12 protein-coding genes are annotated in these 14,834 nt (G+C 69.7%); 6 read left to right on the top strand and 6 right to left on the bottom strand.

What is annotated here, in order from left to right:
- Positions 1 to 9: 9 nt before the first annotated feature.
- The 6 genes from ACZ6QQ_RS01865 to ACZ6QQ_RS01840 all read left to right on the top strand — a co-directional run bounded on the left by ACZ6QQ_RS01865 (position 10) and on the right by ACZ6QQ_RS01840 (position 4,543).
- Positions 10 to 462, top strand: coding sequence for an SCP2 sterol-binding domain-containing protein (locus ACZ6QQ_RS01865; protein WP_465873492.1), 453 nt, complete (start codon positions 10 to 12; stop codon positions 460 to 462).
- A 34-nt stretch (positions 463 to 496) separates the two neighbouring features.
- Positions 497 to 1,711 (top strand): acyl-CoA dehydrogenase family protein, encoded by a 1,215-nt coding sequence (locus tag ACZ6QQ_RS01860; protein WP_465873490.1) that lies wholly within the window; start codon positions 497 to 499, stop codon positions 1,709 to 1,711.
- A 41-nt stretch (positions 1,712 to 1,752) separates the two neighbouring features.
- The gene (locus tag ACZ6QQ_RS01855) at positions 1,753 to 2,331 is read left to right on the top strand and encodes an LURP-one-related family protein (RefSeq protein WP_465873488.1); all 579 of its coding nucleotides are present in this window, start codon (positions 1,753 to 1,755) and stop codon (positions 2,329 to 2,331) included.
- A 145-nt stretch (positions 2,332 to 2,476) separates the two neighbouring features.
- Positions 2,477 to 3,688, top strand: a complete 1,212-nt coding sequence (locus tag ACZ6QQ_RS01850) for a serine hydrolase domain-containing protein (protein ID WP_465873486.1) — start codon at positions 2,477 to 2,479, stop codon at positions 3,686 to 3,688.
- 66 nt (positions 3,689 to 3,754) lie between these two features.
- Positions 3,755 to 3,949, top strand: a complete 195-nt coding sequence (locus ACZ6QQ_RS01845; RefSeq protein WP_465873779.1) for a DUF397 domain-containing protein — start codon at positions 3,755 to 3,757, stop codon at positions 3,947 to 3,949.
- 93 nt (positions 3,950 to 4,042) lie between these two features.
- On the top strand, positions 4,043 to 4,543 hold the full coding sequence (locus tag ACZ6QQ_RS01840; RefSeq protein WP_465873484.1) for a hypothetical protein: 501 nt from the start codon (positions 4,043 to 4,045) through the stop codon (positions 4,541 to 4,543).
- Between the two features lie 33 nt (positions 4,544 to 4,576).
- On the opposite strand, the gene ACZ6QQ_RS01835 is transcribed toward ACZ6QQ_RS01840, so the two are convergent.
- The 6 genes from ACZ6QQ_RS01835 to ACZ6QQ_RS01810 all read right to left on the bottom strand — a co-directional run bounded on the left by ACZ6QQ_RS01835 (position 4,577) and on the right by ACZ6QQ_RS01810 (position 14,738).
- Positions 4,577 to 5,356, bottom strand: coding sequence for an RICIN domain-containing protein (locus ACZ6QQ_RS01835; RefSeq protein WP_465873483.1), 780 nt, complete (start codon positions 5,354 to 5,356; stop codon positions 4,577 to 4,579).
- A complete protein-coding gene (locus ACZ6QQ_RS01830; protein WP_465873481.1) occupies positions 5,349 to 5,861 on the bottom strand; it encodes a SigE family RNA polymerase sigma factor in 513 nt (170 codons plus the stop codon). Before ACZ6QQ_RS01830 ends, ACZ6QQ_RS01835 begins: the two co-directional genes overlap by 8 nt.
- A 211-nt stretch (positions 5,862 to 6,072) precedes the next feature.
- The gene (locus ACZ6QQ_RS01825; protein ID WP_465873479.1) at positions 6,073 to 6,630 is read right to left on the bottom strand and encodes a hypothetical protein; all 558 of its coding nucleotides are present in this window, start codon (positions 6,628 to 6,630) and stop codon (positions 6,073 to 6,075) included.
- A gap of 389 nt (positions 6,631 to 7,019) precedes the next feature.
- On the bottom strand, positions 7,020 to 12,047 hold the full coding sequence (locus ACZ6QQ_RS01820) for a DNA repair ATPase (protein ID WP_465873478.1): 5,028 nt from the start codon (positions 12,045 to 12,047) through the stop codon (positions 7,020 to 7,022).
- A gap of 19 nt (positions 12,048 to 12,066) precedes the next feature.
- Positions 12,067 to 14,091: a flotillin family protein gene (locus ACZ6QQ_RS01815; RefSeq protein WP_465873477.1), complete on the bottom strand. Its 2,025-nt coding sequence runs from the start codon at positions 14,089 to 14,091 to the stop codon at positions 12,067 to 12,069.
- Positions 14,091 to 14,738 carry a hypothetical protein gene (locus ACZ6QQ_RS01810; protein ID WP_465873475.1) on the bottom strand — a complete coding sequence of 216 codons (648 nt, stop codon included), beginning with the start codon at positions 14,736 to 14,738 and terminating at the stop codon, positions 14,091 to 14,093. Before ACZ6QQ_RS01810 ends, ACZ6QQ_RS01815 begins: the two co-directional genes overlap by 1 nt.
- Positions 14,739 to 14,834: the final 96 nt, after the last annotated feature.

The raw sequence follows: 14,834 nt of genomic DNA, 5'->3' as shown, positions 1-14,834 counted from the left end.
GTGCACCTTATGAGTGACTTCGACCCGGCCCGGTTCGCCACCCTGGAGCCGAAGGAGTTCGCCAAGCTGGTGAAGACCACTCCGGACGCGCAGATCGCCACGATCATGAAGGGCGACAGCCGGGCTCCCATCCTCGACCAGATCTTCGAGCGGATGCCGTCGCTGTTCCGGCCCGAGCGCGCCGGCTCGACCAGCACCGTCATCCACTGGAACATCTCCGGTCGCCCGGACGGCGGCATCGACACCTACGAGGTTGTCATCGACAACGGCACCTGCACGGTCACCAGCACCCCGGTGCAGGACCCGAAGCTCGCCCTCACCCTCGGCCCGGTCGAGTTCCTCAAAATCGTCTCTGGTGGCGCCAACCCGGTGATGCTGTTCATGACCGGCAAGCTGAAGGCAAAGGGCGACCTGGCCCTGGCCTCCAAGATCGCCAGCCTCTTCGACATCCCCAAGAACTGACCAGCGTGACCGCGTACGGCCGGGCGGCGACGGCGTGACCGAATTCTCGCTCGACCTGAACGAGGAACAGCGCGACCTACGGGACTGGGTGCACGGCTTCGCCGAAGAGGTCGTGCGCCCGGCGGCCGCCGAGTGGGACGCCCGCGAGGAAACCCCGTGGCCGGTCATCCAGGAAGCGGCAAAAATCGGCCTCTACGGCTTCGAGTTCGTCGCCAACTGCTGGGCCGACCCGAGCGGGCTCAGCCTGCCGATCGCCAACGAGGAACTCTTCTGGGGCGACGCCGGCATCGGCCTGGGCATCTTCGGCACCTCCCTCGCGGTCGCCGCCATCTACGGCACCGGCACCCCCGACCAACTGGTCGAATGGGTGCCGCAGTGCTACGGCACCGTCGACGAGCCGGCGGTCGCCGCGTTCTGCAGCACCGAACCCGAAGCCGGCTCCGACGTCAGCGCCATCCGTACCCGGGCCCGGTACGACGAGGCCACCGACGAGTGGGTGCTGAGCGGACAGAAGGCGTACGCGACGAACGGCGGGATCGCCGGGGTGCACGTGGTGACCGCCTCCGTCGACCCCGCCCTCGGCTCGCGCGGGCAGGCCGCCTTCGTCGTACCGCCGGGAACCGCCGGACTGCACGCGACCAGGAAACTACGCAAGCTCGGGCTGCGCGCCTCGCACACCGCCGACGTCTTCCTCGACGACGTACGCGTACCCGGACAGTGCCTGCTCGGCGGCCGGGAACGGCTGCTCGAACGCCTGGACCGGGCGCGCTCCGGACAGCGGTCGACCGGACAGGCCGCGATGCGCACCTTCGAGTTGTCCCGGCCCACCGTCGGCGCACAGGCCCTCGGCGTCGCCCGCGCCGCGTACGAGTACGCCCTCGACTACGCGAAGGAGCGGGTCCAGTTCGGCCGGCCGATCGTGGAGCACCAGGCGGTCGCGTTCGCCCTGGCCGACATGCGGATGGAGATCGACGCCGCCCGGTTGCTCGTCTGGCGGGCCGCCTGGATGGGGCGCAACGACCGCCCGTTCCTGGCCGGCGAGGGCTCGATGGCAAAACTCAAGGCCGGCGAGGTGGCCGTGTCGGTCACCGAAAAGGCCGTACAGATCCTCGGCGGCGCCGGATTCCTCCGCGACCATCCGGTAGAACGGTGGTACCGGGACGCCAAGATATACACAATTTTCGAGGGAACGTCGGAGATCCAGCGTATGGTCATCGGCCGGGCCATCTCCGGATCCTCGATCCGCTGACGGGCCGCCACATTCCCTCTCGTCAGAACGAGGCAAGCACTATGTCCGTCGATCTCATTCAGGGTCAGCAACAGTTCTACGTACGGCAGCGGCTGCGCATGATGGTGAACCAGTACGAGGTGCACACGGTCGCACCCGACGGTTCCGAGGGCCAACTGCTCGCCTTCGCCCAGCAGAAGCGGATGGCCTTCAAGGAGCAGGTCACGCTCTACACCGACGACACCAAGCAGCAGCCGGTGCTCGGCTTCAAGGCACGGCAGAGGATCGACCTCGGCGCGACGTACGACATCACCGACGCCGCCGGCAACGCCATCGGCCTGTTCCGCAAGGACTTCAAGGCGTCGCTGCTCCGCTCCACCTGGATCGTCGAGCAGCCCGGCCTCGGCGCCGCCCGTGGCCAGGAGCGCAGCCTGCCGGTGGCGCTGCTGCGCCGGTTCGTGGACTCGCTGAGTTGGTTGCCGTACCACTTCGACTTCCTGCTCGGCGAGCAGCCGGCGTTCTCGGTGGTCAAGAAGTGGGGCCTGCGCGACAAGTACCTCATCGAGGTGCAGAACCCGCAGCTCGACCGCCGACTGGTGATCGCCATGGCGATCGGACTGGACGCCCTCCAGGCCCGCTGACCGACCGGCACGTCTCGATCCGCCCCGCCCACATCGGACCTCCGGTGTGGGCGGGCCTCGTGCGACCCGTAGGGCGACGGCTCCGGGGAAGCCGGGGGTCGTGACCCGGATGTGACGCGGGTCGCCGCCCGAGAGGGTGGGTCGCATGAGATTCACCAAGAGCCAGACCGGCGCCCTCGCGCTCCTGCTCGGTACGACCCTCGCCGTCGGCACTGCCGGCCCCGCGCTCGCGGCATCTCGGGGAACCGCCGCACTGCCGTCTGCTCAGGGGGCCGCCGCACACCTGCCCGTCACCTGCCCGGCCGGCACCCTCGACGGCACCGGACTGCGGGACGCCATCGACGACCTGCCGACCGACGAGGCGACCAGTGCCCAGGTCCGGCTGACCACCCCGGTCGGCTGCTGGACCGGCGCCGACGGGGTCGGCAACCTCCGGACCGGGGCACCGGTCCCACGCGGCGCCCGGTTCCGGATCGGCAGCGTCACGAAGGTCTTCACCGCCACCGTCGTCCTGCAACTCGCCGCCGAGCACCGGGTGGACCTGGACGCCCCGGTCCGCCGCTACCTGCCCGGTCTGCTGACCGCCGACTACGACCGGGTGACCGTACGGCAGCTGCTGGACCACACCAGCGGACTGCCGAGCCCGACGCGGCCGGACGACATCGAGTGGGCGATCGACCACCGGTACGACCGCTGGACGCAGGAACGGATCGTCCGGGAGGCACTGCGCAACGACCCGGTGTTCACCCCGCCGGGCTCGAAGCAGCAGTACACGAACATGGGCTACATCGTGGCCGGGATGCTGATCGAGAAGGTCACCGGGCACTCGTACGCGCGGGAGATGCAGGACCGGATCTTTAGGCCGCTCGGGCTGCGGGACACCTCCGTACCCGGAAACGACCCGACCATCGACGGCCCGCACGCCCACGGCTACCAGCAGGTGGTCCGCGACGGGCGGACCGAGCTGGTGGACGTGACCAACTGGAACCAGTCGATCACCCCGGCGTCGGGTGACATCATTTCCACCCTCGCCGACCTGGACCGCTTCGGCGCTGCACTGTTCGGTGGTCGGCTGCTGCCGGCGGCGCAGTTGGACGAGATGTTCACCCTGCCACAGGTCGACGACGTCGACGGTGGGCGGGCGGCGTACAGCATCGGGCTGACCGCGTTCACCCTGCCGACGGGTGAGGTGCTCTGGGTCAAGAGCGGTTCCCGGTACGGCTACTCCAGCGCGATCGCGGCCAGCCGGGACGGCACCTTCCGGATCGCCTTCTCGATCACCTCGACCGACGCCAAAGGCGACGACCAGACGAAGGTCAGCGGGGCGATCATCAACGCCGCCCTCGCCCTGCACTAACCCACGCGCCGCGCCTCCGCTCCCCTCTCTCCTCGTCGATCTAGGGCAAATACGTGCGGAGACATGATGGACGTGGCCGAGGCCGACTGGCGCAAGAGCACCGAGAGCACCATGCGCAGCGGCAACGGCGGAGCGTGCGTCGAGGTGGCGGACAACCTGCCCCGCGTGCTCGTACGCGACACCAAGGACCGCGACGGCGGCGCCCTCGGCTTCGCCCCCGACGTCTGGCGCGCCTTCGTGGAACTCGCGAAGACCCGCTGATCGCGTAGCGCGGGTGGGCTGAGCCGGGGAGTCGCCCGGCTCAGCCGGATCGGCTGCTTCCGGGCGTATGCGGGGCTGCTATTCAATGGCTCCATGGAGACAACAGGCACCGGTAGCGACGGTCGGTGGCAGGCCGTCGCCGTGATGGTCGGCGCCGTAGCGGCATTGATCAGCGCGGTCGTCGGCCTGTTCGCCTACCTCGACAGCAGGCCGGGCAACTCCGATCGGGTCGGCACATCGGAGAGCACGGGGCAGGCCAGCCCGTCGCAGAAGCCCCACGTCGCCGGTACGACCCTTTCGGGCACCTGGACCACCACCGACCACGACGGCAGCAAACGGGTTCTCAAGATCACCCAACGTGGGTCGTCCGTGGACCACGACGTCATCCAGACCGACGACGGCGCGAGCGAGTGCGACGGCAACCCGGTCGAGTTTTCCGGCCTCGGCGTTCTCTCCGGCGACACGCTGCGCGTCGACTACGAGTTCTCCTGCGTCACCAACGCGCCACCCGCCGAGGTCATCGAGAACTACCGGTACGACGCCGACAAGGACAGTCTGACCGACGGCGCCCACGTCGACTGGAAACGCGGCTGACGATCACCCCGGGGACCACGTCTCGAAACACCATCAGCCGCCGGCCGGACGGCGAGCCGGACCGTTGTCGACGAAGCGGAAGGTGCTGCGCAACGGGGCGTCGCCCAACTCCTCCAGAATCAGACCACCGGCGGCCGTACGCTGGAGGAACGCCGAGGAGTTGCTGATCGCGTACGCGCCCGCGCCCTTGGCGGTGATGGTGAACCGCTGACCCGGACTGTCCGCGTCACAGACCGCCGCCTCGACGGTCAGCGACTCCGAGGTGCCCGGATTCAGCACCTGCCAGCAGGACGGCTCATCCGAGGCCGGGTGGTTGTTCGGCCGGCCGAACGCTTTGATCAGGTACGTGTCCCCACCGAGCGGCGTCGGGACGAACAACTGGCGACCGCTGTCGTCGTCCACCTCCGCCAACCCACCGTCGAGCGACAAGGCCGACCCGGACGACGCCTGCACCCGCACGATCGTGACCTCACGCGTACCGGAAAGCAGCAGATCGGTCGCACTCCCCGGAACGGGCGGTGGGGGCGACAGCATCGGCGTCGGCGTCGCGGTCGGCGCATCGGTGGGTCCGGCGGACGCGGACGGAGCCGCCGGCAGACCCGGGTACGGCCGGCTGTCCGGCCGGGTCACGGCGATGCCCGCGCCGAGCAGACCCACCAGCGCCACACCGAGCGTTGCCGTGGCGACGTGCCGGCGCCTGCGGCGCGCGTCGCCGCGCCGGCGGATGTCGCCCGCGACGGTGGTGAGCCGACCGGTACGGGCAGCGTGTGCGGCCAGCGAACGCAGACCGTCGTCGAGATGGTCGTCACGCATCACGGCCCCTCCCGCCCATGACGTACTGCTCGCTGCCGGTCAGGTGCTCGGCCAGGGCCCGGCGGCCCCGGGCAAGCCAGGTCTTGACCGTGTTGGCGGAGGTTCCGATCTCCGCCGCGATCTCGGCGACACTGAGACCGACGAGATGATGCAGGACAACGACCCTACGTTGATCGGCCGAGATCCGGCGCAGAGCCTGCACCAGCGCCACATGGTCCGGGTTCACCGGATCGACATGGTCGTCGGTCACCTCCCGGCGATGCGCCCGCAGACGGTTCGCCGCCTTCCGCCAAGCCGAGACCGCGATCCGGTACGCGACCCGGCGCACCCACGCCTCGGGGCTGTCGCACTCGCGCACCCGGCTCCACCGGTCCCACGCCCGCAGGTACGCCTCTGCCACCGCGTCCTCGGCTTCGGTGCGGTTGCCGACCATCGCGTACACCTGACCGAGTACCCGCCGGGAGGACGCGGCGTAGAAGTCGTCGAACTCCTCGGCGTTACGCATGTGCCATGCACTCCCACCCCGACCGGACCACATCCGGCTGACCCATTTACCCAGCGTGCGGCTTCGATACGCGCCTGACCGTCATCGACTTCCGTCGAGGAGGGTAGGCGCCCGACACCGACCGTCAGGCACGGGGGTGGAGCGCTCCCCGAGTGGTCGGGAAGACGGTCGCTGCCGCCGCCTCCCCGACCACCGTCGCGCCCGTACGCGGTCAGCCGCCGGCCGGACGGCGCGCGGGGCCATTGTCGACGAACCGGAACGTGCTGAGCAGCGGCGCGTCGCCCAACTCCTCCAGAATCAGACCCCGGGACGAGGGGAACTGGAGGTACGCCGAGGAGTTGCTGATCGCGTAGGTCCCCTTGCCCTTGGCGGAGATCGTGAACCGCTGAGCCGGATTGGCCTGGTCACAAACGGCCCCCTCGACCGTCAGTGGCTCCGACGTACGCGGGTTGTGCACCTGCCAGCACGATGGCTCGTCGGCGGCGGGGTGGTTGTTGGCCTTGCCGAACGCCTTGACCAGGTACGTGTCCCCGCCGAGCGGCGTCGGCACGAACAACTGGCGACCACTGTCGTCGTCGGCCTCGACCAGCCGACCGTCGAGCGACACCCCGCCCTCGGACGCCTGCACCCGTACGATCGTCACCTCCCGCTTGCCCGACAGCACGGCGTCGGTCGAACCCCCCGGTGCCGGCGGCGGTGCGACGGACGGACTGCCCGGTGCGGGCGGCGGCGCGACGGACGGCGAGGCCGGTGCCGTGACAGTGGCCACCGGTGATGCCGTCGCGGAAGCAGAGGCGGTGGGCCCGGCGGATGCGGTAGGGCTCGCGGGCGAACCGCTCTGGCACGCCACCAGCGCTCCGGTACACGCCAGCATCGTCGCCCCGGTCAACCATTTCACCTTGGACATGCCGAACTCCTCACACGCACTGCCCGCCGCACCTGTCCGCCGGGCGATCACCATGGACACGCGCCGGCCCCCACCACACCGACACACCCCCAACACGCCCACCCCCACCCCCCGGTTTCACCCCCTCCCAAGGAATCCCCCCAGGTGCGCGTTGATCATGAAGTTAGCGCGCTCTGAACGCGAAGAATCTGCGCTAACTTCATGATCAACGGGGCGGGGCGGGGGCGGGGCGGGGGCGGGGCGGGGGCTGGTTAGGGGGTGGGGTGGGTGGCTCGGGTTATGGCGGATTCGATGGCGGCTATTCGGTCGGCTAGGAGGCCTAGGGCGCCGATGGCTCGACCGATGCCGTCGTCGGGGTTGCTGCCGAGGGCGCGTTCACGCAGGTAGCCGGCCTTGACCTCGGACCAGCGGCGCGCCTGGTCGGGGGTCAGGCGGCCGCGTAGTTCGGCCAGTTTGAGGAGGTTCGCCTCGGCACCGGCGGCCAGGGTCTGCGCCTCACCGAGGTAGTGGTCGTCAACGGCCCGTTCCAACTCCTCGTCGTTCATCACCGGCACAATGCGCTCGGTCAGCTTGTTCATGTTCCGGTACGAACCCTGGAGCAGGAACGGCGGCTCCGTACGCGACGCGTCCGCCTGCGCCGCCGAGGCGATGTACGCCCGGTTGTTCGCCAGCACCACCTCCTGCACCCGCAGCAGTTTGCGCAGCACCGACAGGATCTGGTCCAAGTCGACCGCCGCGTACGGGTGGGTGAGCTGGTCGGCGCGGACCGACTCGTCGCCTCGGGCCAGCCGTACCAGCAGTTGCAGGTCACCACGGTCCCGGCCGGCGAGCGGTGCCAGCACCGGGTTCGAGGTGACCGCGTTCTCCAGGTAGCTGAGGGCGAACACCTCCTCCCGACCGGAGAGCACGTCACCGAGGTTCCACACGTCCGCCCGGTTCGCCAGCATGTCCGGCACCCGGAACCGCCGCCCCGACTCCGTGTACGGATTGCCCGCCATGCACACCGCGAACCGCTTGCCGCGCAGGTCGTAGCTTCGGGTACGGCCGTCCCACACTCCCTCCATCCGGCGCTGCCCGTCACAGAGCGAGATGAACTTCTGCAACAGCTCCGGCGAGGTGTGCTGGATGTCGTCCAGGTAGAGCATGACGTTGTTGCCCAGCTCCAACGCGAACGAGATCTTCTCCACCTCCTGCCGGGCGGTGGCGTTCGGTGCCTCGGCCGGGTCGACCGAGGTGACCGCCGAACCGAGGGCCGGCCCGTTCACCTTGACGAAGACCAGGCCGAGCCGGCTGGCGACGTACTCCATCAGGGTTGTCTTGCCGTAGCCCGGTGGGGAGATGAGCAGCAGCAGACCCATCTGGTCGACCCGCTTGCCGTCGCCGGTCGCGCCGATCTGGCGGGCCAGGTTGTCCCCGATCAGCGGCAGGTAGACCTCGTCCAGCAGCCGGTTGCGGACGAACGAACCGAGCACCTTCGGTTGGTGCTCGGCCAGCCGAAGCCGCTTGCGCTCACTGGCCACCAGTTCGTTGCGCCGCTTCTGGTACGCCCGGTACGCCGGCACCCGTACGGTCCGGAACTCGCGGGTACGCGACAGCAGCTCGTCGATCCGCAGCGGCAGCCGGGCGTCGACGATCCGGGGATGGGTGGCGAGCAGCCCGGTCACCTCTGCGGTCAGGGTCGCCGCCGACTCGTGCCGGGGCAGGGCGGTGCCGCAGAGTTCGATCGCCACCGCCTCCGGCAGGTCGTACGCGTCCAGCGGTTGCCCGGTCGACGCCGACCCGTCCGCCGTACGCAGGAACGACTCCAGCCACGCCTCGACCAGTTGGTGCCGGGCGGCCAGGTCGTCGCCGAGCGCCCGCAGGTCCTCGTCGAACTCCTGCACCGACTTTGACGCCGGCCCGCCGAGGGTGCGCCGGAACCGGTCGAGCAGCGCGCGGGCACCGGCGCCGGTGACGAAGCCGAACGGCGCCCGGGACAGCTCCTCGAACAGGTACGCGGCGGCGAGCGGCGCCACCTCCGCCTGCTCCGGCAACCCTGCCGTACGCAGGAACGCCTCCGCCGCGCCGGACAGTTCCGTACAGAGTTCCGTGATCGCGTCCGTGCCGCCGAACGCGGTCCGGGCCCGGGCCAGCGAACCGGCACGGGTGGACCAGGCGGTACGGGTCGACTCGTCCGGCCCGAAGGTCCAGAAGAGCTGCGCGGCGGCACGGGCCGCCGGCGGGAACCGGAGCAGCCCGGCGCCGTCGTAGAGGCGGAGCAGCGGTTCCAGGATCGCCGCCGCGTCGTGGTCGTGGATGCCGCGTTCGTAACCCTCGTCGTACCGGCCCTCGGCGACCCGGCGGACCAGGTCCAGCAGCGCCGGCTGGCTCACCGCGGCCTCGTGCAACGCCTCCAGGTTCGTCCCACCCGCATGAGACTCGGCGTCGGTGAGGATCGAGGTGGCGAGGTGTTCGGCCCGGCTCACCTCGGGCGACTCGGAGACCAGCAACTGGTCCCAGAAGGCGCTGGTCTGCTGGAACGTCTCGTCCAGGATCGGTGCCCGGTAGTCGGTGCCGGTCACCGCGACCGCCAACCGGCCGTCCTGCGGCACCAGCGTGACGTCGATCTCCTGGGTGTTGACCGAGAAGCTGTGCCGGCCGAGCCGGATCGTCGCACCGCCGTCGAGGTACAGGTCCTGCTGGTCGCGCAGCGCCCGGCCGGCCTCCTGCCGGGCGGCCTTGATCCGCCCGGCCAGCTCCTCGGCCCGGACCGGGTCGCCCAGCGTACGCAGCTCGTCGGCGACCCCGCGCAGCTTCGCCACCATCGGATCGGAGGCAAAGTACGTGTTGATCTCGTCCAGTGAGCGCAGCCCGGACAGCCGCCGGTGCACGCTGACCAGGATCCGTTCGGCCGAGCCGACCAGCCGGTCGGAGCGGCGGGCCCGCTCGTCCAGCAGGGCCTGCTTGCGGGCGGAGAAGGCCTCGTAGATGTCGGCCCGGCGGGTGGTCAGCTCGGCGAGGAAGTCGTCGAACTCTCCGAAGCGTGACTCCAGGTTCTCCACCTGGAGCAGCAGCCGGCCCAGTTGCTCGTCGCACCGCTGCGCCGTGTCGGCGACCGCGAGCGCACCGGTCACCGCCTGCCCGAGCAGGGCGAACTCGGCCGCGAACCCGGCCCGCCCCTCGGCCGTGAGCAACTGTGCGCGGCGGCCGTCGAGGGTGGCCCGAGCCCGGTTCACCGCGCCGAGCACCTCACCGATGCGGGCCAGGATCCCGGTCCGTACGGTCGCGTCGGCGATCTCCAGTGAGCCGACCACCTCGGTCACCACCTGTAGGCCCTCGGCCTGCTCGGCGAGCCGGTCGCGCAGCGGGGCGGCCTCGGCCACCGTACCGATCGCGGCGGCGCCGCTCCGCAGCCGCTCCACCTCGGCCTGGTAGTCGCCGAACGCGTCGTCGCGTTGCAGGAAGGCGACCACCCGCTGTCCGGTGTTGGTCAGCTCGGCGGCGAGGTCCTCGCTCAGCACGTCGATCCGGGCCAGGTCGACGTACCGCAGGTCGCGCAGGGTGACGAGCTGGCCCTGCGCCTGGCGGAGACCGGCGAGCTGGCGTACCCAGTCGTCGGCGGTGCGCGGGGCCTCACCGCGTACCTGCCGGACCAGGGAAGCGGTCCGGTCGGCGGCCTCGTCCAGGGTGGCGGCGGCGTGCGCGGTGAGCGACTGGACCTTCTCGAACTCGTCCAGCACCTGCTTGCCGGTGGCCCGTACCTCGCTCAGCGGAGCCCGCAGGTCACCGAGGTCGGCCTCGCCGAGCCAGTGGTAGTGGTCGAAGATCCGGGCGCAGGCGACGATCAGCGCCTCGAACACCCCGAGGGTCGGGGTCATCTCGTTGACCATCCGGGCCACCGACAGGCAGTCCGAGATTCCGCGTACGAGGTCCGCGTTGCCGACCCGTTCCAGCGGACCGGTGCCGACCGGCTGCCGGGCGGCGTAACTGTCGGAGAGGTACGGCGTCTGCCACACCTGCATCGGGTGCACCCGGGTCGGCTCGTCCGAGGTGGCCCGGAACACCACCAGCGTCCCGTCGTCGAAGAGCGAGTAACCGTGACACGGAACCGGGGTGGCGACCTCCTTGCGGATCACGTTGTACGGCAGCAGCAGCGTCCGCCCGGCGCCTCGGGCGTGGAAGACGAAGAGCACGTCCTCGCCGTTGGTCGACCGGATGGTCCGCTCGAACTCCAGCCCCTCGGTGTCGGTGTCGAAGGTCCGGCTGACCCCGGTCGCCAGGTAGTAGCCGCCGGGGAAGATGATGCCGTGGTCCTCCGGCAGCCGCTGGCAGGCCTGCCCGATACCGTCGAGCCGGACCACCTCCTTGGTCCTGGTGTTGAAGACCAGGTGCCGCCACCGCGTCTCCTTGTACGGCCGCATCCGCAGCAGGATCAACGGCCCGATCCGGGCATGCTGGACGTCGGCGTCGGCGAGGCTCTGCAACGGCTCGTCGACCGGCTCGGAGTAGATCCCCTCACCGGTCTCGGTGTTGTTCTCCAGCTTGACCGTGAGGGTGCCGCCGACCGTCTCGACGAACACCTCGTCCTCGATCGAGATGTGCGGGTGCCGGCCGAGAATGTGGTCGTCGCGGGTGGTCGGCGTCCACTCGAAGTCGTGCGAGGGCGGAAAGACATGGTCCCGCTCGCCCCGGTTGTCCAGGTACGTGACGCTGCCGTCGACGTCGACCTGCCACCGCAGCACCCGGATGTCCTCGGTACGCGGCCCGGTCTGGAAAACGGCGAGCAGTCGGCCGTCGAGGCGCCGCAACTGCACCAGCCGGGTCTCCCGGTAGTAGCGGTACAGCTCACCGAAGTCGCGTTCGAACTGCGGGTCGCGCAGCAGCCCGGCGAGCTGCCCCGGATCGACGTCGTCGAACCGGAACGCGTCCTCGTCCTCGTCCTCGTTGGTGGGGTCGTCGCTCGCGGCCCGGCCACGGGTGAAGTGGTGCAGCGAGAAGACGTCGTCCACGGTCGTCTCGGGCTTGAGCCCGATGAAGACGTTGTAGCCGAACAGCATCAGGCCGCCGACCGAGACGATGTCCCGGGGTACGCAGTTGTTCCGGGTACGGATCCGCTCGGTGCCGATCAGCCGCAACTCGGTGCCGCCGAACACCTCCAACCGGCGGCTGTTCAGCCATTCGGCCCGCCGAGCCAGCTCCCCGGCCCGCTCGGCGAGCCGGGCCCGCAACACCTCGTACGTGCCGGCGTCGACGCCGCCGCCGGCACCGGTGTCGGCGGGCGGGTCGATTGTGCTGGTCACGCCGCTGGTGGTCGAGGGGTCACTCACCCGTACCCCGTTGCCTCGGGCCGCTCAGGGCGGCGATCGGCTGGTCGGCCAGGCCGAGCTGTTGCGCCGACCGGAGCAGGTCCTGCAACTTGTCCGAGTTGGAGCCGCCGGCCTTGATCTGCTGCAACAGCCACGCCGACACGGTCAGGTTCTGTACGTCTCCGGTGCTCAGTGAGCCGATCATCCGGGTCAGGTCGGCGGGGAAGCTCGCCTCCCCGTCCAGCCACGGCTTGGCCAGGCTCTGCGCGACCTCGGAATGCTGGACGAAGCCGTCGACGCTCTTGCCGAGCGTGATCGAGTTGACCAGCCGGTCGAAGAACATGGTGTCCCCGCCGACGATGTCGATGTTCGCCTTCTCCAGCCCGGCGGCGAGCACCATCGCCTGCGACTCGGCCACCCGGTGCTGCGCGTTGATCTCGGCCAGCCGGAGATCCTTCTCCGCCTCCAACCGCAGCCGGAACTCCTCGTGCCCCCGGCTCGCGTCGGTCAGCGCGGCCATCGCGGCAGCCTTCTCGGTCAGACCCTCCGCCTCGCCCTTGAGCTTGTCGCGCAACGCGTCGGCCAGCACCAGCGCCTTCTCGCGTTCGACCATCGCCTCGGCCCGGCCTTCCTTCTCGATGGCCTCGGCGCCGCGCTCGCGTACCTGGACCTCGGCCAGACCGGTCGCGGCGGCCTCGGCCTGCGCACCCTCCGCCAGCCGGATCTTGGCTCGGGTCTCCAGTTCGGCGGCCTGCTGCCGGGCCTCGGCCAGGACCAGGTTCTCCCGCGCCTTGTGCTTGGCCGCCTGCTCCGACGCCTCGGCCGCCTTGATGTCCTTGACCAGCGCCTCCTGCGCCTCCGCCTCGGCCTGGATGATCACCGCCTGCCGGGTCCGCTCGGCCTCCTCGACCACCCGCAGGCGCTTGATGTTCTCCTCCTGCTCGGCGACGGTCTTGTCGACCGCGATCCGCTCCCGGATCACCTCGGCGATCGCCCGCTTCTCGACCTCGACCTCTTTGTCCTTGGAGATGGTGGACAGTTCGGTCTCCCGCTGCCGGCCGATCACCTCCAGCATCCGGTCCTTCTCGATCCGCTCCGACTCGATCGCGATGACCCGTTCCCGGTTCTTCTCCGCGACCGCGATCTCCCGAGCCTTGTTCTCCTTCTGGATGCCCAACTGCTCGTCCGTACGGATGTGCGCGGTTTCCGCCCGGAGCCGCTCCTCCGCCCGTACCCGGGAGATTTCCGCGTCCTCGCGGGCCCGCAGCGTCTCGATCTCGCGATTCTGCTTGAGCTCGGCGTCGGCCTGGCGCCGTTCCAGTTCCAGGATGGCCTCCCGGGCGTCGACGTTCTGCCGGGTGATTTCCTTCTGCTCGTTGCGCTGGAACTCGTTGGTACGGATGTGCTCGATTGCGGTCAGCTCGGTGATCTTCCGGATGCCCTGGGCGTCGAGGATGTTCGCCGCGTCCAGTTTGGACAGCGGGGTCTGCTCCAGGAAGTCGATCGCCGCGTCCTCCAGGCTGTAGCCGTTGAGGTCGGTGCCGATCACCCGGATGATCTGGTCCCGGAACTCGTTCCGCTTGGTGTAGAGGTCGACGAAGTCGAGCTGCTTGCCGACCGTCTTCAGCGCCTCGGAGAACTTCGCGTTGAACAGTTCCTGCAACGTCTCCCGGTCACTGGCCCGCGCGGTGCCGATCGCCTGCGCCACCTTGATCACGTCTTCGGTGGTCTTGTTCACCCGGACGAAGAACGTGATCCTGATGTCGGCCCGGATGTTGTCCCGGCAGATCAGACCCTCCTGGCCGGTCCGCTCGATGTCGATCGTCTTCACCGAGATGTCCATGGTCTCGGACTTGTGCAGCACCGGCAGCACGACCGCACCGGTGAACGTCACGTCCACCCGGCGGACCTTGGAGATGATCAGCGCCTTGCCCTGTTCGACCTTCTTGAACAGGCGGCTGACCAGGAAAACCACGCCGATCGCGACGAGCAGCACGACGGCCAGGAGCACGCCGACGCCGGTGGTGATCACATCCATCAGTGGTCCTTCTGTCCGTGGGGGTGGTAGTCGGGGTCACCGGTGGCCTCCACCGGCAGCACCCAGAAGAACTCGCGGTCGGCGTCGTAGTCGTAGATGAGCGCGCGGCTGCCGGAGCCGAGATTGTCGCCGCTGGCCTGCCGGACCTGGATCACCGCCGACGAGCCGTCGGGGGAGGTCACCTCGGCCTGCCCGAAGTCGACGCTGACCAGGCCGGTGCGGATCACGCAGACCCGACCGACGAAGGAGTTACGGGAAACGGTCTGATCGGTCTGGAAGAACTGCCGCAGTGGCCGAACCAGTGCTCGGGTGGCCAGCCACCCGCCGGCCAGGGCGGCCAGGAGCAGGAGCGTGGCGAGCAGCGCCGCCGGTACGCCGGAGAGGTCGGGCTGCTCCAGCAGCACGGTGCCGGCGAGGCTGACGAACCAGGCCACCGCGATCAGCAGTGACAGGACAACCGTGGCCGGTGGGCCGCCGAGCCCGAGTCCGGCCAGGAAACCGGCCGCCCCGCCGGGCTCCGCCGTCGTGTCGTCATCGAGTCCGACCACGCCGAACAGCACCAGCAGCCAGTAGCCGACCACCACCACGAGCAGGGAGCTGAAGAGCGCGGTCGGAAAGCCGAACGCCACGCCCAGGAACTCACCCATCGAAATTCGTCGACCTCCCCACGCTGCCAACGCACGGCGCGGAGCCTGCCCATACAGAGCTGGACATCGATCCGATCCGCGCGACAGGCTGATCAT

This window comes from Micromonospora sp. NPDC049529 (assembly GCF_055586685.1).
The sequence above is the reverse complement of the archived record's forward strand: the minus strand, read 5'-3'. Positions and strand labels throughout refer to the sequence as shown.

What these genes read in the sequence shown, in the direction of transcription:
- ACZ6QQ_RS01865 (WP_465873492.1), top strand. Translation starts at nt 10, where the DNA reads ATGAGTGACTTCGACCCGGCCCGGTTCGCCACCCTGGAGCCGAAGGAG.
- ACZ6QQ_RS01855 (WP_465873488.1), top strand. Translation starts at nt 1,753, where the DNA reads ATGTCCGTCGATCTCATTCAGGGTCAGCAACAGTTCTACGTACGGCAG.
- ACZ6QQ_RS01850 (WP_465873486.1), top strand. Translation starts at nt 2,477, where the DNA reads ATGAGATTCACCAAGAGCCAGACCGGCGCCCTCGCGCTCCTGCTCGGT.
- ACZ6QQ_RS01845 (WP_465873779.1), top strand. Translation starts at nt 3,755, where the DNA reads ATGGACGTGGCCGAGGCCGACTGGCGCAAGAGCACCGAGAGCACCATG.
- ACZ6QQ_RS01840 (WP_465873484.1), top strand. Translation starts at nt 4,043, where the DNA reads ATGGAGACAACAGGCACCGGTAGCGACGGTCGGTGGCAGGCCGTCGCC.
- ACZ6QQ_RS01835 (WP_465873483.1), bottom strand. Translation starts at nt 5,356, where the DNA reads ATGCGTGACGACCATCTCGACGACGGTCTGCGTTCGCTGGCCGCACAC.
- ACZ6QQ_RS01830 (WP_465873481.1), bottom strand. Translation starts at nt 5,861, where the DNA reads ATGCGTAACGCCGAGGAGTTCGACGACTTCTACGCCGCGTCCTCCCGG.
- ACZ6QQ_RS01815 (WP_465873477.1), bottom strand. Translation starts at nt 14,091, where the DNA reads ATGGATGTGATCACCACCGGCGTCGGCGTGCTCCTGGCCGTCGTGCTG.
- ACZ6QQ_RS01810 (WP_465873475.1), bottom strand. Translation starts at nt 14,738, where the DNA reads ATGGGTGAGTTCCTGGGCGTGGCGTTCGGCTTTCCGACCGCGCTCTTC.